Source organism: Mycobacterium sp. NGS45 (assembly GCF_059812645.1).
In genome coordinates, this window is record NZ_JCALDB010000005.1 from 15,781 (window position 1) to 32,469 (window position 16,689).

A 16,689-nucleotide genomic window follows, 5' to 3' on the forward strand; every position below is an offset into this window, starting at 1 on the left:
GCGCGCTCGCTCACCGCGGCACGCGGGGGACGCCGAGGCCGGCGGCCGCGATCATTTCGCGCATCACCTCGTTGACGCCGCCACCGAAGGTGATCACCAGGTTGCGTTTGGTCATCTTGTCCAGCCAGTCCAGCAACTCTGCGGTGTCCGAGTCGGCGGGATTGCCGTGGGCGCCCACGATCTCCTCGGCCAGTCGCCCCACCTCTTGGATGCGTTCGGTGGAGAAGACTTTCGTTGCGGCCGCGTCGGCGACGGCGATGTTCTCGCCCGAGGCGGCCACCTGCCAGTTCAGCAGTTCGTTGAGCCGCCAGATCGACTTGATCTGGCCGAGAAGGCGCTGCACGTCGGGCTGTTCGACCGGGATGCGACCGTCGCTGCCCGGCTTGGAAGCCCAGGCGTGCACCTTTTCGTAGATGCCCGCGACCCGTCCGGCCGGACCCAGACCGACCCGCTCGTGGTTGAGCTGGGTGGTGATCAGCTTCCAGCCACCGTTTTCCTCGCCGACCAGCATGTCGGCCGGAACCCGCACATCGTTGTAGTAGGACGCGTTGGTGTGGTGGGCACCGTCGGACAGGATGATCGGCGTCCACGAGTAGCCGGGATCCTTGGTGTCGACGATCAGGATCGAGATGCCCTTGTGCTTGGGCGCGGTCGGATCGGTGCGACACGCCAGCCAGATGTAGTCGGCGTCGTGCGCGCCGGTGGTCCACATCTTCTGCCCGTTCACCACATAGTGGTCGCCGTCGCGTACCGCGGTGGTCCGCAGTGACGCCAGGTCGGTGCCGGCTTCCGGCTCGGAGTAGCCGATCGCGAAATGTACATCGCCGGAAAGGATTCCGGGCAGAAACTTCTTCTTCTGCGCCTCGGTGCCGAGCAGCTGCAAGGTGGGTCCCACGGTTTGCAGGGTGACCATCGGCAGCGGGATGTCGGCCCGGTTGGCTTCGTTGATGAAGATCTGCTGTTCGATCGGGCCGAAACCCAGGCCGCCGTACTCCTTGGGCCAGCCCACCCCGAGTTTGCCGTCGCTGCCCATCCGCTTGATCACCGCGCGGTAGGCCTCGTTGTGCCGGTCGGCCTCCATCGCCTTGGCTTCTTCGGGGGTGATGAGAGTCGAAAAGTACTCCCGCAGTTCGGCTTGCAGCGCCTTCTGCTCGGGGGTCAGGTCGATGAACATCAGGCTCCCACCGCGCTTTCAATCCCCACCAGGTCAAGTCGATGCGAGGGACCACCCAGCAGGCGGGTCAGGTCCTTGATCGACGAGTAGTAGCGGTCCATCGGGTAGGTGATGTCCATCCCCATGCCGCCGTGCAGGTGGTGACACAGTCGCATGGCCGGCGGGGCCTGCGAGGTCACCCAGTAGCCCAGGACGCCCAGATCCTCGTCGGCGTCCAGTCCCTCGGACAGCCGCCACACCACCGACGTCGACACCAGATCGATTGTCCGCGAGGCGATATAGATCTCGGACAGCTGCGCCGCGACGGTCTGGAAGGTGGACAGCGGCCGACCGAACTGTTCCCGGGTGGCCACGTAGTCGGCGGTCAGCCGGAGCGCGCCGGCCGCCAGTCCGGCCGCGAACGCACCGATCACGGTCAAGGCCAACTGGTTGAGCCGGGCCACCGCAGCGCCGGCCAACACGTCCTCGTCGGCGACGGTTACGTCGGCGAAGGACACCGCGAACTCATCGGACCCGTTGGCGGTCGGGGTCTTGGTCAAGGTCACGCCGGCGGCCGTGGGCGCGACGACCACGACACCGTCATCGGTGCTGACCAGCATCCACTGGGCCTGATCCGCGTATGGCACACCGATTTTGGTGCCGGAGAGCCGTCCGCCGTGCAGCGTGGTCGCGGGCTGTTCGGGCAGCGGTGCACCGGGTTCGTTGAGCGCGGCGGTCAGCACCGCGCCCTTGGCCACGCCGGCCAGGTAGCGATCCTGCTGGGCCTCAGAGGCCAGCTCCAGCAATGGCACCAGGCCGAGCCCGAGCGTCGCCAGCGCGGGACCGACGGTGCCGTGCTTACCGATCTCGGTGAGCGCCGTGGCGATCTCGGCCAACCCCACCCCGTCGCCGCCGAGACGTTCTGGCACGCCGAGCGCGCCAACCCCGCCGTCGACCAGGGCCTGCCAGCTGTTGTCCCGTCCCAGAACGGAATTGACGACGTCGGCGACGGCCTGCTGGCCTTCGTCCGGACTGAAATCCACCCGAATCCTCCTCGATTCGCGTCAGTGCGAGTGTCGGCCAGGTCAGCTCTGGGACTTGCCGGTGTAGTCCATCTGCCAATGCTTGATGCCGTTGAGCCAGCCGGACTTCAACCGTTCCGGCTCCCCGAGCGGCTTGAGGTCGGGCATGTTGTCGGCGATCGCATTGAAGATCAGGCTGATCGTCATCTTGGCCAGGTTCGCGCCGATGCAGTAGTGCGCACCGGTGCCGCCGAAGCCGACGTGCGGATTCGGATCCCGCAGGATGTTGAAGGTGAACGGATCGTCGAAGACCTCTTCGTCGAAGTTCGCGCTGCGGTAGAACATCACCACCCGCTCGCCCTTCTTGATCTGCACTCCGGACAGCTCGGTGTCCTGGTTGGCGGTGCGCTGGAACGCAGTCACCGGGGTCGCCCATCGGACGATCTCGTCGACCGCGGTCTCCGGCCGGTCGCGCTTGAAGATCTCCCATTGCTCGGGGTTCTCCATGAACGCGATCATGCCGTGCGTGGTGGAGTTGCGGCTGGTCTCGTTGCCGGCGACGGCCAGCATGATCACGAAGAAGCCGAACTCGTCGTCGGTGAGCTTCTCGCCGTCGATGTCGGCCTGGATCAGCGTGGTGACGATGTCGTCGGTCGGGTTCTTGCCGCGTTCCTCGGCCATCTTCATCGCGTAGGTGATCACCTCGAACGACGACATCGCCGGGTCCACGTCGGCGAACTCCGGATCGTCGCCTGCGGTCATCTCGTTGGACCAGCGGAACAGCTTGTCGCGGTCCTCCTGCGGCACACCGAGCAACTCGGCGATGGCCTGCAGCGGCAGCTCGCAGGCCACCTGCTCGACGAAGTCGCCGGTGCCGTGCGCGGCGGCGTCCTGGGCGATCTTCTGGGCTCGGGCGTTCAGCTCGTCCTTGAGCCGGCCGATGGCCCGCGGGGTGAAGCCGCGCGAGATGATGCGGCGCAACCGGGTGTGGTGCGGGGCGTCCATGTTCAGCAGCACATTGCGCTGCAGATCGATCGCCTCGCGGGTCATGCCCTCCGGCCACACCGGAATCGCGCCGTCCATCGCGCTGGAGAACACGTCGCTGCGCCGCGACACCTCACGCACGTCGGCGTGCTTGGTCACCAGCCAGTACCCCTTGTCACCGAAGCCGTGGGTGCCACCGGGTACGTCCACCCAGTGAATCGGCTCAGCCTTGCGCAGCTCGGCGAGTTGCTCGACTGGCAGGCCCTCCTTGAGGTTGCGTTCGGCGTCCATGAAGTCGAATTCGCTGGGGAAGCTCAGGTGGGCCATTTGGTCTACTCCTCGCGTCGGCCACAGGGGTTTCAGCACTACGGAAACAACGTGGTCTAGTACTGGTTGCCACCATTGAAACACGGCCTGACCGCAGATCAAAGGCAGCATTTCATCGTTGCTTGTCAGAGTAATGAAACGTGTTCTAGCCTGACCTCATGGGTAATCCTGTGATCGTCGAAGCCACCCGCAGCCCAATCGGCAAACGCAACGGCTGGTTGTCCGGCCTGCACGCCACCGAATTGCTGGGCGCGGTGCAGAAGGCCGTGCTCGAGAAGGCCGGCGTCGACCCCGGCGCCGTCGAGCAGGTGATCGGCGGCTGCGTGACCCAGTATGGCGAGCAGGCCAACAACGTGACCCGGCAGTCCTGGCTGATCGCCGGGCTGCCCGAGCATGTCGGCGCCACCTCGATCGACTGCCAGTGCGGCAGCGCCCAGCAGGCCAACCATCTGATCGCCGGGTTGATCGCCACCGGCGCGATCGACATCGGCCTCGCGTGCGGCGTGGAGGCGATGAGCCGGGTGCCGCTGGGCGCCAACGGCGGCGGTGCGCGGGCCGCATCGTGGGACATCGACATGCCCAACCAGTTCGAGGCCGCCGAGCGGATCGCCAAGCGCCGCGGCATCACCCGCGCCGATCTCGACGCGCTGGGACTGGCATCGCAGCAAAAGGCCGCCCGGGCCTGGGCCGAGGGTCGCTTCGATCGCGAGGTCTCGCCGATCATCGCGCCGGTGATCGACGAGAACAAGCAGCCGACCGCCGAGCTGAACACCGTCAGCCGCGACCAGGGCCTGCGCGACACCACCGCCGAAGGCCTGGCCGCGCTGAAGCCCGTGATGGAGGGCGGCCTGCACACCGCGGGCACCTCGTCGCAGATCTCGGACGGCGCCGCGGCCGTGCTGTGGATGGACGAAGAGAAGGCCAAGGCGCTCGGCCTGAAGCCGCGCGCCCGGATCGTGGCGCAGGCCAACGTCGGCGCCGAGACCTACTACCACCTCGACGGACCAGTGCAGTCCACCGCGCGGGTGCTGGAGAAGGCCGGCATGAAATTGGGTGACATCGACCTGGTCGAGATCAATGAGGCGTTCGGCTCGGTGGTGCTGTCCTGGGCCCAGGTGCACGGAGCCGATCTGGACAAGGTCAACGTCAACGGCGGCGCGATCGCCCTGGGCCATCCGGTCGGGTCGACCGGCGCGCGGTTGATCACCACCGCGCTGCACGAGTTGGAGCGCACCGACAAGTCCACCGCATTGATCACCATGTGCGCCGGCGGCGCTCTGTCCACCGGCACCATCATCGAGCGGATCTAATGGCGTTCTCCGACGAAGAGCGCATCGCGGCGGCGCAGTCCTACATCGACGCCCTGGTCAGCCACGACGCCACCGCGGTGCCGTTCGCACCTGAGTGCGTTCGCATCGAAATCGGGTTGAAGACCGGGCGATCGGGAGATCACTTGCGGCGCAGCCTGAACAACGGCCCGCAGTACCGGGTGATCGAGGCGACCACCGAACCGGAGTTCAGCGTGGCCGGTGACACCGTCCGCGCCCGGTTCGACGTGTTGACCAAACCGCGGTTGTTCGGCCGGCGGGTGTGCACCCATGTCGACGAGACGTTCCTGATCCCGGCGGCCGACGGGCGGATCCACCACATTCGCGCCCACCTCACACCGTTCATCAGCCGATAGGGTCTGGTCATGGCAACTGCGCCCAAGGGGCTCAACTCGAAGCACACCGGCACCATCATCAAGTGGGGTTCGCGCTTCAACACCTGGGCCTACCGCGCCACCAACGGCCGACTCGGCGCCAAGTGGCGGGGCGGGTCGAACCGGTTCAGCGCACCACCGCCGGTGGGCATCCTGACCACCATCGGGCGCAAATCCGGTCAGCCGCGGGACAGCCCGCTGCTGTTCCTGCGCGAAGGCGATCGGGTGGTGCTGGTCGCCTCCCAGGGTGGTCGCGCGACCAACCCGATGTGGTACCTGAACCTGAAGGCCAACCCCGCGGTGACGTTCCAAATCTTCGACGAGAAGCTGTCGCTGACCGCCCGGGATGCCACCGAAGCCGAACGCGCCGAGTACTGGCCCAAGCTCGATGCGATGTACCCGGACTTCGAGACCTATCGGTCCTGGACCGATCGGGACATCCCGATCATCATCTGCGACCCGCCGGCCGATTAGCCAAACGCTGTCGTCGAACGCCCCTGAACGCAAGTTCAGGGGCGTTTTCCTTTTGGCCGCCGAACCCTGCCGCTTTAGCTGGCGTGGCTGACCCCGACATGGCACAAGTTGACATGTTTGCATTTGTGTTCAGTGATGCGCCACACTCCATCCGCTGTCGTGTGAGGCAGCACACATAGGGTCGAGTGGAGGTCGAATGCCAGGGTCCAGATCACGCAGTCGGTTGGGTTACCTACTGGCCGTCCTGACTGCCGTCGCACTGTTCGTGGTGGCCGCCATCCCGGCGGCTGCGATGACGGTGACATTCGTCAGGCACGCCGAATCGCAAGGCAATGCGTCGGGCTACATCGACACCAAGGTGCCCGGACCGCCGTTGACCGCGTTGGGTGAGACCGAAGCCGCCGAGGTGGCAATCAAACTGAACGACCCAGACAAATACGGCAAGTTCGACGCCATCTACGCCTCGACGATGCAACGGACCCAGCAGACCGCGAAGCCGCTGGCCGAAGCCTTGGAGCTGACGCCGATCGTCATCGGCGCATTCGACTCCGAGACCGCTGACGAGCACAAGCCGCAGTCGCCGGCCGGGATCCAGGAGATCAGCGCCGGCATCTTCGAGGGCACATCCCAGGAGGGCGGCCTGGGCCGGATCGCCTACGCGCTGGCCCCGATGACGTGGATTCTCGGCATGCGCTTCGTGCGCATTCCCGGCTCCGAGGACGGCAACGAGTTCGCCGCCCGGATGGAGGCAGCCCTGGCGGAGATGGAGAGCGGCGGTGACGTCGACGGCGACGGCGAGGTCAACGTCGCCGCGTTCTCGCACGGTGCCACCATCATGTTCTGGACCATGATGAGCGTCGATAATCCCGATCTGGGCCTGATGCTCAGCCATCAGTTGGAGAACACCGACATCGTGGTGGTGGAGAGCAATGGCGAGGGCGGTTGGACCCTGAAGAGCTGGGCCGGAACCGAAGTCGGCGAAGCCAACTACCCCACCAAGATGCTGGTCAACGTGCGCGACCTGATCGTTGCGCCGCAGACCGCGCTGTACAACCTGCGCCAGCCAATCTTCGCGCTGGACGCAGAAGGTATCGGCAACGGCATCGTCACCGGCGTCAGCGATGTCGCCCAGGCGGGTGTCAAGTTCGTACGCGATTCGGTGACCGACACCGTCGACGCGATCACTTCCATCCCGGGTTCGTTGCAGCAACAGTCCACGACTCTGGTGTCGAAGCTCGACGCCGACGCGGAAACCACGGTGTCCGCCGAGGTGGCCAAGACCGCGCTCGACGACCGGGTCCTGTCCACCAAGTCGGCGATCGACACGGCAACCAAGACGGTCCGCGAGGCCGTCGAGTCGCCGACCAAGCTGACGACCAAGCCCAACGGGGCAACCGATCTCACCGATGGCAACAAGACCGTGCCCGGCGTGAGCAAGGCGATCAGCCGCGCTCAGCAGCAAGCTCGGCAGGCTGTCGATGACGCTCGCGAACAGGTGTCGGCGACGACGCAGAAGATCAAGGATGCCGTCAAGAAGGTCACCGGCCCGAAAGCCAAGGCCGACAAGAACGATGGCGTGCGCAAGGCAGTGGCCGACACCGAGGCCGCGGCCTGAGCCGTCCTGCTGGGCGGGCGGCCTGGGAATCCCCCTCCTCAGGCCGTCCGCCGCAGGATCAGCTCTGGCGGCCGGGTCGGCGAAAGCCTCAGGCGCCGTAGACCGGAACCGGCTTGCGCGCCTTGGCCAGCAGGTCGCTGACCACCGGCGCCATCTCGGCCGGATCCCACTTGGCGCCCTTGTCGATCTGCGGCCCGTGCGCCCAGCCCTCGGCGACCCGGATCTTGCCGCCCTCAACCTCGAAGACCTGACCCGTCACTTCGCGGGACTCCACGCTGCCCAGCCACACCACCAGCGGTGAGACGTTCTCCGGCGCCATCGCGTCGAAGTCCTGCCCCTGGGTGGCCATCATGTCGGCGAACACCGTCTCGGTCATCCGGGTGCGCGCCGAGGGCGCGATGGCGTTGACGGTGACGCCGTAGCGGCCCATCTCCGCGGCGGCGACCAACGTCAGGGCCGCGATACCGGCCTTGGCCGCACTGTAATTCGCTTGTCCCACACTGCCTTGCAGACCGGCGCCCGAACTGGTGTTGATGATCCGGGCGTCCACCGGATTACCGGCCTTGGACTGCGCGCGCCAGTAGGCCGCGGCGTGCTTCATGGTCGCGAAGTGCCCCTTGAGGTGCACCGCGGTGACCGCGTCGAACTCTTCCTCGGAGGTGTTGGCGAACATCCGGTCCCGCACGATGCCGGCGTTGTTGACCAGGACGTCCAATCCGCCGAAGGTGTCGACCGCGGTCTGGATCAAGGCCTCGGCCTGCGCCCAGTCCGCGACGTTGGAGCCGTTGGCGACGGCTTCGCCGCCGGCCGCGACGATTTCGTCGACGACACCCTGGGCCGCGCTGCCGCCGCCGGCCGGTGAGCCGTCCAGCCCGACGCCAATGTCGTTGACCACCACCCGAGCGCCTTCAGCCGCGAACGCCAATGCGTGCGCGCGGCCAATACCGCCGCCGGCGCCGGTGACGATGACCACGCGGCCGTCCAGAAGTCCCATGCGTTGCTTCTCCTTCTATTTGATGTCTGCAGTGGTAGTCGACAGGTAGTGCGGCGGTTCTCCGCCGCCGTGCACCTCAAGCGATGCGCCGCTGATGTAGGACGCCGCTTCAGAGGCCAAGAAGGCGGTGGCCCACCCGACGTCGTGGGGTTTGGCCAACCGGCCCAGCGGCACGTTCTTGGAGATCGCGGCGATCGAGTCGGCGTCGCCGTAGAACAGTTCGGACTGTTCGGTCTCGACCATGCCGACCACCACCGAGTTCACCCGCACCTTCGGTGCCCACTCCACCGCCAGAGTCTTGGTGAGGTTGTCGATGCCGGCCTTGGCCGCACCGTAGGCCGCGGTGCCCGGCGTCGGCCGGTAACCGCTGACGCTGGAGATGTTCACGATCGAACCGCCCTCGGCCTGTCGTTGCATCACCGCGTTGGCGTGCTGAGCCACCGACAGCGGCCCGAGCAGGTTCAGTTCGACGATCTTGCTGCTGAACTTCGCCGAAGCCTCGGCGGCCGGCACGTACGGCGAGCCGCCCGCGTTGTTGACCACGACGTCGATCCGGCCGTGCTTGGCGGCGACGGTGTCGATCAATTTGGCGACCGAGTCGTCGTCGCGCACATCGCAGGAGTGGAATTCGTACGGCGAGCCCTCGACCGGGCGGCGGGCGCAGGTCACCACGGTGGCGCCCTGCGCGGCGAAGACGGCGCTGATTCCGGCACCCACCCCGCGCACACCGCCGGTGACCAGAACCACCCGGCCGTCCAGTTGCAGATTGATTCCAGCCACGTCAGTCACTGTGCTAGCGTACCAAGCAAGTGCTTGCTTAGGTAGCGACCCCTCCAGGAAGTGACTGATGACGATCACCACCGCGACAGTCGAACCGGGCATCGTCTCGGTCACCGTCAACTACCCGCCGGTCAACGCGATCCCGTCCGCGGGGTGGTTCGAATTGGCCGACGCGATCACGGCCGCGGGCCGTGACCCCAAGACCCACGTGGTGATCCTGCGCGCCGAGGGCCGTGGCTTCAACGCCGGTGTCGACATCAAGGAGATGCAGAACACCGAGGGGTTCGGCGCGCTGATCGACGCCAACCGGGGCTGCTACGCGGCCTTCAAGGCGGTCTACGAGTGCGAGGTACCGGTCGTCGCCGCGGTCAACGGCTTCTGCGTGGGCGGTGGCATCGGCCTGGTCGGCAACGCCGACGTGATCGTCGCCTCCGACGACGCCAAGTTCGGCCTGCCCGAGGTGGAGCGCGGCGCACTGGGCGCGGCCACTCATCTGTCCCGGCTGGTGCCGCAGCACCTGATGCGCCGGCTGTTCTTCACCGCCGCCACCGTGGACGCCGAAACGCTGCACCATTTCGGTTCGGTGCATGAGGTGGTGCCGCGCGCCGAACTCGACGAGTCCGCCTTGCGGGTCGCTCGCGACATCGCCAGCAAGGACACTCGGGTGATCCGGGCGGCCAAGGAGGCCTTGAACTTCATCGACGTGCAACCGGTCAACGCCAGGTACCGCATGGAGCAGGGTTTCACCTTCGAACTCAATCTGTCCGGGGTGTCCGATGAACACCGCGATGCATTCGCCGGAACTGACAAGGGATCCAAGTGAGCGACAAGAGAACGACTTTGGACCAGGCCGTCGCCTCGATCGAGAGCGGCATGACGATCGGCTTGGGTGGCTGGGGCTCCCGGCGCAAGCCGATGGCGTTCGTGCGCGCACTGCTGCGCACCGACGTCACGGACCTGACCGTGGTGACCTACGGCGGACCGGACCTGGGCCTACTGTGCTCGGCCGGCAAGGTCAAACGGGTCTACTACGGTTTCGTCTCGCTGGACTCGCCGCCGTTCTACGATCCGTGGTTCGCCAAAGCCCGCACCTCCGGCGCGATCGAGGCCCGGGAGATGGACGAAGGCATGCTGCGCTGCGGATTGCAGGCCGCCGCACAGCGGTTGCCGTTCTTGCCGATTCGCGCCGGACTGGGCAGCGACGTGCGGAAGTTCTGGGGCGACGAACTGCAGACCGTGCGCTCGCCGTATCCGACCGGCGACGGCTACGAAGAACTGATCGCAATGCCGGCACTGAACCTCGACGCCGCGTTCGTGCACCTGAATCTCGGTGACGCACAGGGCAATGCCGCCTACACCGGCATCGACCCCTACTTCGACGACCTGTACCTGATGTCGGCGCAGCGCCGCTTCCTGTCGGTCGAGAAGGTGGTCTCGACCGAGGAGTTGGTGTCCTCGGTGGTGCCGCAGCAACTGCTGGTCAACCGGATGATGGTCGACACCGTGGTCGAAGCTCCCAACGGCGCCCACTTCACCACCAACGAGCCGGATTACCGACGCGACGAGCGGTTCCAGCGGCACTACGCCGAAGCCGCCGGCTCCGACGAGAGCTGGGCCGAGTTCGTCGAGACCTATCTGTCCGGCAGCGAGGCCGACTACCAGGCCGCGGTGCGTAAGTTCGCCGATGCCCAGGCCGCACAGAAGGAGGCGAGCAAGTGATGTCCGTGACCCGCGCTGAGGTGTGCGCCGTCGCATGCGCCGAGTTGTTCCGCGACGCCGGCGAGATCATGGTGTCCCCGATGACCACCATGGTGTCGGTCGGGGCCCGGTTGGCTCGGTTGACCTTCTCCCCCGACATCCTGCTGACCGACGGTGAGGCACGGCTGATCGCCGATACTCCGGCCATCGGCGCGCCGGCCGCGATCGAAGGGTGGATGCCGTTCGGGCGGGTCTTCGAGACGCTGTCCTGGGGGCGGCGGCACGTGGTGATGGGCGCCAATCAGATCGACCGCTACGGCAACCAGAACCTGTCGGCATTCGGCCCGATTCAGCATCCGACCCGGCAGATGTTCGGCGTGCGCGGTGCACCCGGCAACGCGATCAACCACGCCACCAGCTACTGGGTGGGCAACCACTCCCGGCGGGTGTTCTGCGACCAGGTGGACATCGTCTCCGGAATCGGTTGGGACAAGATCGATCCCGCCAACCCGGCCTACCGTTTCCTCAACGTCTATCGGGTGGTGACCAACCTCGGGGTGTTCGACTTCAACGGACCCGAGCACCAGATGCGGGCAGTGTCCCTGCACCCCGGCGTGGAGGCTGACCAGGTTGCCGACAACACCTCGTTCGAGGTGCACGGCCTGGACTCCGCCGATCAGACCCGGCTGCCGACGCCCGACGAGCAGCGCCTGCTGCGCGAGGTGATCGACCCGAAGAGTCTGCGTGACAAGGAAGTCCGGGTCTGACGAGATGGCCACACTGAAGACACCGCTGACCGAACTGGTCGGCATCGAGCACCCGGTGGTGCAGACCGGGATGGGCTGGGTGGCCGGCGCCCGGTTGGTGGCGGCCACTTCGAACGGCGGCGGCCTGGGCATCCTGGCCTCGGCCACCATGACGCTGGACGAACTGCAGACCGCGGTCACCAAGGTCAAGGCGACGACCGACAAACCGTTCGGGATCAACATGCGCGCCGACGCCGGTGACGCCGGCGACCGCGTCGACCTGCTGATCCGGGAGGGCGTCAAGGTCGCCTCGTTCGCGCTGGCACCCAAACCGGAGCTCATCGCCAAGCTCAAAGATGCTGGTGTCGTGGTGATTCCGTCGGTCGGCGCGGCCAAACACGCCAAGAAGGTGGCCTCCTGGGGCGCCGACGCGGTGATCGTCCAGGGCGGCGAGGGCGGCGGCCACACCGGCCCGGTCGCCACCACGCTGCTGCTGCCGTCGGTACTCGACGCGGTCGCCGACACCGGCATGCCGGTGATCGCCGCCGGCGGTTTCTTCGACGGCCGCGGCCTGGCGGCAGCGCTGTCCTACGGCGCGGCCGGTGTGGCGATGGGCACCCGCTTCCTGCTCACCTCGGACTCGACGGTGCCCGACGACGTCAAACGGCGCTACCTGGGCGCAGCCTTGGACGGCACCGTGGTCTCCACCCGGGTCGACGGTATGCCGCACCGGGTACTGCGCACCGGTCTGGTCGAGAAGCTCGAAAGTGGTTCCCGGGTACGCGGTTTCGCCGCGGCCGTCGCCAATGCCCAGAAGTTCAAGAAGCTGACCGGGATGACCTGGCGCTCGATGATCTCCGACGGGCTGGCCATGCGAAAGGGCAAGGACCTGACCTGGGCCCAGGTGGTGATGGCGGCCAACACCCCGATGCTGCTCAAGGCCGGTCTGGTGGAGGGCAACACCGAAGCCGGTGTGCTGGCCTCCGGTCAGGTGGCCGGCATCGTCGAGGACCTGCCGTCCTGCGCCGAGTTGGTGCAGCGCATCGTGGACGACGCGATCACGCAGCTGAGGTCGGCGAACAGCTTCGTCGTCGACTGACCGGCAGAAGGGACGGGTGGACAGCCGTCCCAGCCGGCGCATGCCGGCCGCCGGCGCGCGGTTGCTCGGACAAATCCCGCCTTGTTCTGAGGCAGCCGCGGGCCCGCTGGACCCGGCCCGCAGCGTGTTACCGCGGTGCTAAATCCTGGGCCGTCCAGGCCGTGCTCAGGGCCACCGTAACAGCGCCGCCGACACCCCAGCTCGCTGCCACGAGCCGACCGTCGTCGCAGGTAGACAGCCCACACGGGAGGGCAACACCGGGCCGTCGCATGACCGTCGTGTTCCTGCCAAATGACCGGTGCATTACGCCGATTTCACAGCGCCCGAACCCGCCGGGTGCGTTCTTTTGAGGCGCTGTTCAACCCCCCTACGCTCGTGCATCAACAGCTCTGGAGGGACGATTCGTGGCCGACACACACGCGGGCAGTCAGGCACCTGCCGACGCCTTGCTGCGACTGGGAAAGTACTTCCACCGCGGCGAGGTCTCCGACGATCACCGGACTCTGCACAAGATCGGTGGCCGTTCGGCCGACGAGTTCTACCGCGACCGCTGGGCCCACGACAAGGTGGTGCGCTCCACCCACGGGGTGAACTGCACCGGCTCCTGCTCGTGGAAGATCTACGTCAAGGACGGTGTGATCACTTGGGAGTCACAGCAGACCGACTACCCCTCGGTCGGCGCAGACAAGCCCGAGTATGAGCCGCGCGGCTGCCCGCGTGGCGCGTCGTTCTCCTGGTACACCTATTCGCCGGCGCGGGTGCGCTATCCGTATGTGCGCGGGGTGCTGCTGGAGTACTACCGCGAGGCCAAGGAGCGCCTAGAGGATCCGGTGCTGGCCTGGGCTGACATCGTCGAGGATCCGGAGAAGTCCAAGCGGTACAAGGCCGCCCGTGGCAAGGGCGGATTCGTCCGGGCCGAATGGTGGGAGGCCGCCGAGATCGCCGCCGCCGCCCACGTCCACACCGTCAAGAAGTACGGGCCGGACCGGGTGGCGGGCTTCTCGCCGATCCCGGCGATGTCGATGGTCAGCCATGCCGTCGGTGCCCGCTTCATCTCGCTGCTGGGCGGCTCCATGCTGTCGTTCTACGACTGGTACGCCGATCTTCCGGTGGCCTCCCCGCAGGTGTTCGGGGACCAGACCGACGTGCCCGAATCCGCCGACTGGTTCGACGCCGGGTACCTGATCATGTGGGGCTCCAACGTCCCGGTGACCCGAACCCCCGATGCGCATTACATGACCGAGGCGCGGTACCGCGGCCAGAAGGTGGTCGTGGTGTCCCCGGACTACGCGGACAACACCAAGTTCGCCGACGAGTGGCTGCCCGCCCGCCCCGGGACCGACGCCGCCCTGGCCATGGCGATGGGCCACGTGATGCTCAAGGAGTTCTTCGTCGAGAAGAACACCTCGTACTTCACCGAGTACGTCAAGAAGTACACCGACCTGCCCTACCTGATCACCCTGGTCGAACGCGACGGTCGGATGATCCCCGGAAAGTTCCTCACCGCAGCCGATCTCGGTGGCGAATACGCCGACGCCGAGGCCGCCGAATCCAAGACGGTGCTACTCGACAGTGACGGCATCCCGGTGGTGCCCAACGGTTCGTTGGGCCACCGGTTCACCGCATCGGGCGAGGGCCACTGGAACCTGGACCTGCAGGGTGTGGATCCGCTGCTGACCCTGTACGGCTGCGGCGACGACACCGCCGTCGTCGCACTGCCCCGATTCGACAGCGACCAGCCCGGCGTGCTGGAACGCGGTGTGCCGACCAAAACCGTTGCCGGGCACCGGGTGACCACGGTCTTCGACCTGATGCTCGCGCAGTACGGCGTCGGTCGCGACGGCTTGCCGGGAAGCTGGCCGTCCGGCTATGACGATGCCGCCGAGCCCTACACCCCGGCCTGGCAGGAGAAGATCACCGGCGTGCCAGCCCAGGCCGCCGAGCGTATCGCGCGTGAGTTCGCCGACAACGCCGAACGTTCCAAGGGCCGGTCGATGATCCTGATGGGCGCGGGCACCAACCACTGGTTTCACTCCGACCAGATCTACCGCTCCTTCCTCACCCTGGTCATGCTCACCGGCTGCCAGGGCGTCAACGGTGGCGGCTGGGCCCACTACGTGGGCCAGGAGAAGTGCCGGCCGGTAACCGGTTGGGCCACACTGGCCTATGGTCTGGACTGGCAGCGTCCGCCACGCCAGATGCAGGGCACCATCTTCTGGTATCTGACCACCGACCAGTGGCGGTATGACCCGTTCACTTCGGAGGTGATGGCCTCACCGCTGGCCGAGGGCCGGTTCGCCGGCCGCACCGTGGCGGACAGCATCGCGCTGGCCAGCCGGCTGGGCTGGATGCCGACCTATCCGACGTTCAACCGCAACCCGCTGGATCTGGCCGACGAGGCGGACCGGCTGGGCAAGGACGCCGCGGAATACGTTGTGGACGGCCTCAAGTCGGGACATCTGCAGTTCGCCTGTGAGGATCCCGACGCCCCGGAGAACTTCCCCCGATGCCTGACGGTGTGGCGGTCGAATCTGCTCGGATCCTCGGCCAAGGGCAACGAGTATTTCCTCAAGCACCTGCTGGGCACCGATTCCGCGGTGGCCGCGCTCGACGAGGACGGCATCAGGCCGCAAGAAGTGCGCTGGCGCGACGAGGCGCCGGTCGGCAAGCTGGATCTGTTGCTGTCCCTGGACTTCCGCAACACCAGCACCACGCTGTTCTCCGATATCCTGCTGCCGGCGGCCACCTGGTATGAGAAGCACGACCTGTCCAGTACCGACATGCACCCGTTCGTGCATGCGTTCTCGCCGGCCATCTCACCGCCCTGGGAAACCAAGACCGACTTCGAGGCGTTCCACCGGATCGCCCGCGGATTCTCCTGGCTGGCCGAGAAACATCTGGGTAAGCGCAAGGACATCGTGGCGACGCCGCTGCAACACGACAGCGCCGATGCGACCGCACAGCCCGGTGGACGGGTACTGGATTGGCGTGCAGGCGAATGTGAGCCCATCCCGGGCAAGACCATGCCCCGGCTGATCATGGTGGACCGCGACTATCCGGCGATCGCGGACAAGATGGCGGCACTGGGGCCGATGGTGGAAACCGTCGGGCTGACCACCAAGGGCGTCACCACCCACCCCGAGGCCGAGGTCGAGTACCTGCGCGGGGTGAACGGCACGGTGGTCAGCGGTGTGGCGGGCGGGCGCCCGTCGCTGGCCAAGGACACGCACGCCGCCGAGGCCATCCTGGCGTTGTCGGGCACCACCAACGGGCGCCTGGCCGTCGAGGGTTTCGAGGCGCTGGAACGTCGCACCGGGACCGAACTGGTGGACCTGGCCAAGGAGAATGAGGGCAAGCAAATCACCTTTGCCGACACCCAATCCCGTCCGGTTCCGGTCAACACCTCACCGGAATGGTCCGGCTCGGAGACCGGTGGGCGACGGTACTCACCGTTCACCATCAACACCGAGCGACTCAAGCCGTGGCACACCCTGACCGGCCGTCAGCACTTCTATCTGGATCACGACTGGATGAGTGAGCTCGGCGAGCAACTGCCCACCTTCCGGCCGCCGCTGGACATGACGGCGATGTTCAACGAGCCCGCCGTGGGCAGCAGCGGCGGGGATTCCACCGGCAGTTCCATCACGGTGCGGTATCTGACCCCGCACTCCAAGTGGTCGATCCACTCGGCCTACCAAGACAACCTGCACATGCTCACGTTGTCCCGCGGCGGTCAGTGCATCTGGATGTCGGATGTGGATGCCGCCAAGATCGGGGTCTCCGACAACGACTGGATCGAGTGCACCAACCGCAACGGCGTGGTGAACGCCCGGGCCATCGTCAGCCACCGGATGCCCGAGGGCCTGGTGTTCATGTACCACGCCCAGGACAAGGCCGTGGATGTGCCGCGCACCGAGAAGAACGGCAAACGCGGCGGTATCCACAATGCGCTGACCCGCATCATGATCAAACCCACCCATCTGATCGGCGGCTATGCGCAGCAGTCCTTCGCGCTGAACTACCACGGCCCCACCGGAAACCAACGCGACGAGGTCACCACGATTCGTCGCCGCTCGCAGGAAGTGGAGTACTAGA

At 66.6% G+C, this 16,689-nt stretch carries 14 protein-coding genes; 9 read left to right on the forward strand and 5 right to left on the reverse strand.

Features of this window, described 5'->3' with window-relative positions; all coding sequences use genetic code 11:
* Positions 1-10 precede the first annotated feature (10 nt).
* From fadE29 to AC5Y3P_RS06200, 3 genes are read right to left on the reverse strand one after another with little or no spacing between them, the layout of a single operon-like run.
* The gene (gene fadE29, locus AC5Y3P_RS06190) at positions 11-1,174 is read right to left on the reverse strand and encodes an acyl-CoA dehydrogenase FadE29 (protein ID WP_500045017.1); all 1,164 of its coding nucleotides are present in this window, start codon (positions 1,172-1,174) and stop codon (positions 11-13) included.
* On the reverse strand, positions 1,174-2,196 hold the full coding sequence (locus AC5Y3P_RS06195; protein WP_500045018.1) for an acyl-CoA dehydrogenase family protein: 1,023 nt from the start codon (positions 2,194-2,196) through the stop codon (positions 1,174-1,176). Before AC5Y3P_RS06195 ends, fadE29 begins: the two co-directional genes overlap by 1 nt.
* A 42-nt stretch (positions 2,197-2,238) precedes the next feature.
* Positions 2,239-3,486, reverse strand: a complete 1,248-nt coding sequence (locus AC5Y3P_RS06200) for a cytochrome P450 (RefSeq protein ID WP_500045019.1) — start codon at positions 3,484-3,486, stop codon at positions 2,239-2,241.
* A gap of 158 nt (positions 3,487-3,644) precedes the next feature.
* Here AC5Y3P_RS06200 and AC5Y3P_RS06205 point away from each other — a divergent pair, with 158 nt between their 5' ends.
* From AC5Y3P_RS06205 to AC5Y3P_RS06220, 4 genes are all read left to right on the forward strand, one after another.
* Positions 3,645-4,796 carry a steroid 3-ketoacyl-CoA thiolase gene (locus tag AC5Y3P_RS06205; protein ID WP_500045020.1) on the forward strand — a complete coding sequence of 384 codons (1,152 nt, stop codon included), beginning with the start codon at positions 3,645-3,647 and terminating at the stop codon, positions 4,794-4,796.
* Positions 4,796-5,170, forward strand: coding sequence for a DUF8021 domain-containing protein (locus tag AC5Y3P_RS06210; RefSeq protein WP_500045021.1), 375 nt, complete (start codon positions 4,796-4,798; stop codon positions 5,168-5,170). Before AC5Y3P_RS06205 ends, AC5Y3P_RS06210 begins: the two co-directional genes overlap by 1 nt.
* 9 nt (positions 5,171-5,179) lie before the next feature.
* Positions 5,180-5,662 carry a nitroreductase family deazaflavin-dependent oxidoreductase gene (locus tag AC5Y3P_RS06215; RefSeq protein WP_500045022.1) on the forward strand — a complete coding sequence of 161 codons (483 nt, stop codon included), beginning with the start codon at positions 5,180-5,182 and terminating at the stop codon, positions 5,660-5,662.
* A 196-nt stretch (positions 5,663-5,858) separates the two neighbouring features.
* Complete coding sequence (locus tag AC5Y3P_RS06220) at positions 5,859-7,277, forward strand: histidine phosphatase family protein (RefSeq protein WP_500045023.1); 1,419 nt, start codon at positions 5,859-5,861, stop codon at positions 7,275-7,277.
* Between the two features lie 88 nt (positions 7,278-7,365).
* Here the strand turns inward: AC5Y3P_RS06220 and AC5Y3P_RS06225 are convergent, their stop codons facing one another.
* Both AC5Y3P_RS06225 and AC5Y3P_RS06230 read right to left on the reverse strand, forming a co-directional pair.
* Positions 7,366-8,271, reverse strand: coding sequence for an SDR family oxidoreductase (locus tag AC5Y3P_RS06225; protein WP_500045024.1), 906 nt, complete (start codon positions 8,269-8,271; stop codon positions 7,366-7,368).
* Between the two features lie 15 nt (positions 8,272-8,286).
* The gene (locus AC5Y3P_RS06230) at positions 8,287-9,060 is read right to left on the reverse strand and encodes an SDR family oxidoreductase (protein WP_500045025.1); all 774 of its coding nucleotides are present in this window, start codon (positions 9,058-9,060) and stop codon (positions 8,287-8,289) included.
* A gap of 58 nt (positions 9,061-9,118) precedes the next feature.
* Here AC5Y3P_RS06230 and echA20 point away from each other — a divergent pair, with 58 nt between their 5' ends.
* From echA20 to AC5Y3P_RS06255, 5 genes are all read left to right on the forward strand, one after another.
* Positions 9,119-9,874: a (7aS)-7a-methyl-1,5-dioxo-2,3,5,6,7,7a-hexahydro-1H-indene-carboxyl-CoA hydrolase gene (gene echA20 / locus AC5Y3P_RS06235; RefSeq protein WP_500045026.1), complete on the forward strand. Its 756-nt coding sequence runs from the start codon at positions 9,119-9,121 to the stop codon at positions 9,872-9,874.
* Positions 9,871-10,770: a cholesterol ring-cleaving hydrolase subunit IpdA gene (gene ipdA / locus AC5Y3P_RS06240; RefSeq protein WP_500045027.1), complete on the forward strand. Its 900-nt coding sequence runs from the start codon at positions 9,871-9,873 to the stop codon at positions 10,768-10,770. Before echA20 ends, ipdA begins: the two co-directional genes overlap by 4 nt.
* Positions 10,770-11,516, forward strand: a complete 747-nt coding sequence (gene ipdB, locus AC5Y3P_RS06245; protein ID WP_500045028.1) for a cholesterol ring-cleaving hydrolase subunit IpdB — start codon at positions 10,770-10,772, stop codon at positions 11,514-11,516. Before ipdA ends, ipdB begins: the two co-directional genes overlap by 1 nt.
* 4 nt (positions 11,517-11,520) lie before the next feature.
* Positions 11,521-12,594, forward strand: coding sequence for a (3aS,4S,5R,7aS)-5-hydroxy-7a-methyl-1-oxo-octahydro-1H-indene-4-carboxyl-CoA dehydrogenase (ipdC, locus tag AC5Y3P_RS06250; protein WP_500045029.1), 1,074 nt, complete (start codon positions 11,521-11,523; stop codon positions 12,592-12,594).
* Between the two features lie 404 nt (positions 12,595-12,998).
* Positions 12,999-16,688, forward strand: coding sequence for a nitrate reductase subunit alpha (locus AC5Y3P_RS06255; protein WP_500045030.1), 3,690 nt, complete (start codon positions 12,999-13,001; stop codon positions 16,686-16,688).
* The last annotated feature ends 1 nt before the right edge of the window (position 16,689 follow it).

Bases quoted from the DNA above. Each gene is read 5' to 3' on its own strand.
- fadE29 (WP_500045017.1), bottom strand. From the start codon at position 1,174: ATGTTCATCGACCTGACCCCCGAGCAGAAGGCGCTGCAAGCCGAACTG.
- AC5Y3P_RS06200 (WP_500045019.1), bottom strand. From the start codon at position 3,486: ATGGCCCACCTGAGCTTCCCCAGCGAATTCGACTTCATGGACGCCGAA.
- AC5Y3P_RS06205 (WP_500045020.1), top strand. From the start codon at position 3,645: ATGGGTAATCCTGTGATCGTCGAAGCCACCCGCAGCCCAATCGGCAAA.
- AC5Y3P_RS06210 (WP_500045021.1), top strand. From the start codon at position 4,796: ATGGCGTTCTCCGACGAAGAGCGCATCGCGGCGGCGCAGTCCTACATC.
- AC5Y3P_RS06215 (WP_500045022.1), top strand. From the start codon at position 5,180: ATGGCAACTGCGCCCAAGGGGCTCAACTCGAAGCACACCGGCACCATC.
- AC5Y3P_RS06220 (WP_500045023.1), top strand. From the start codon at position 5,859: ATGCCAGGGTCCAGATCACGCAGTCGGTTGGGTTACCTACTGGCCGTC.
- AC5Y3P_RS06225 (WP_500045024.1), bottom strand. From the start codon at position 8,271: ATGGGACTTCTGGACGGCCGCGTGGTCATCGTCACCGGCGCCGGCGGC.
- echA20 (WP_500045026.1), top strand. From the start codon at position 9,119: ATGACGATCACCACCGCGACAGTCGAACCGGGCATCGTCTCGGTCACC.
- ipdB (WP_500045028.1), top strand. From the start codon at position 10,770: ATGTCCGTGACCCGCGCTGAGGTGTGCGCCGTCGCATGCGCCGAGTTG.
- ipdC (WP_500045029.1), top strand. From the start codon at position 11,521: ATGGCCACACTGAAGACACCGCTGACCGAACTGGTCGGCATCGAGCAC.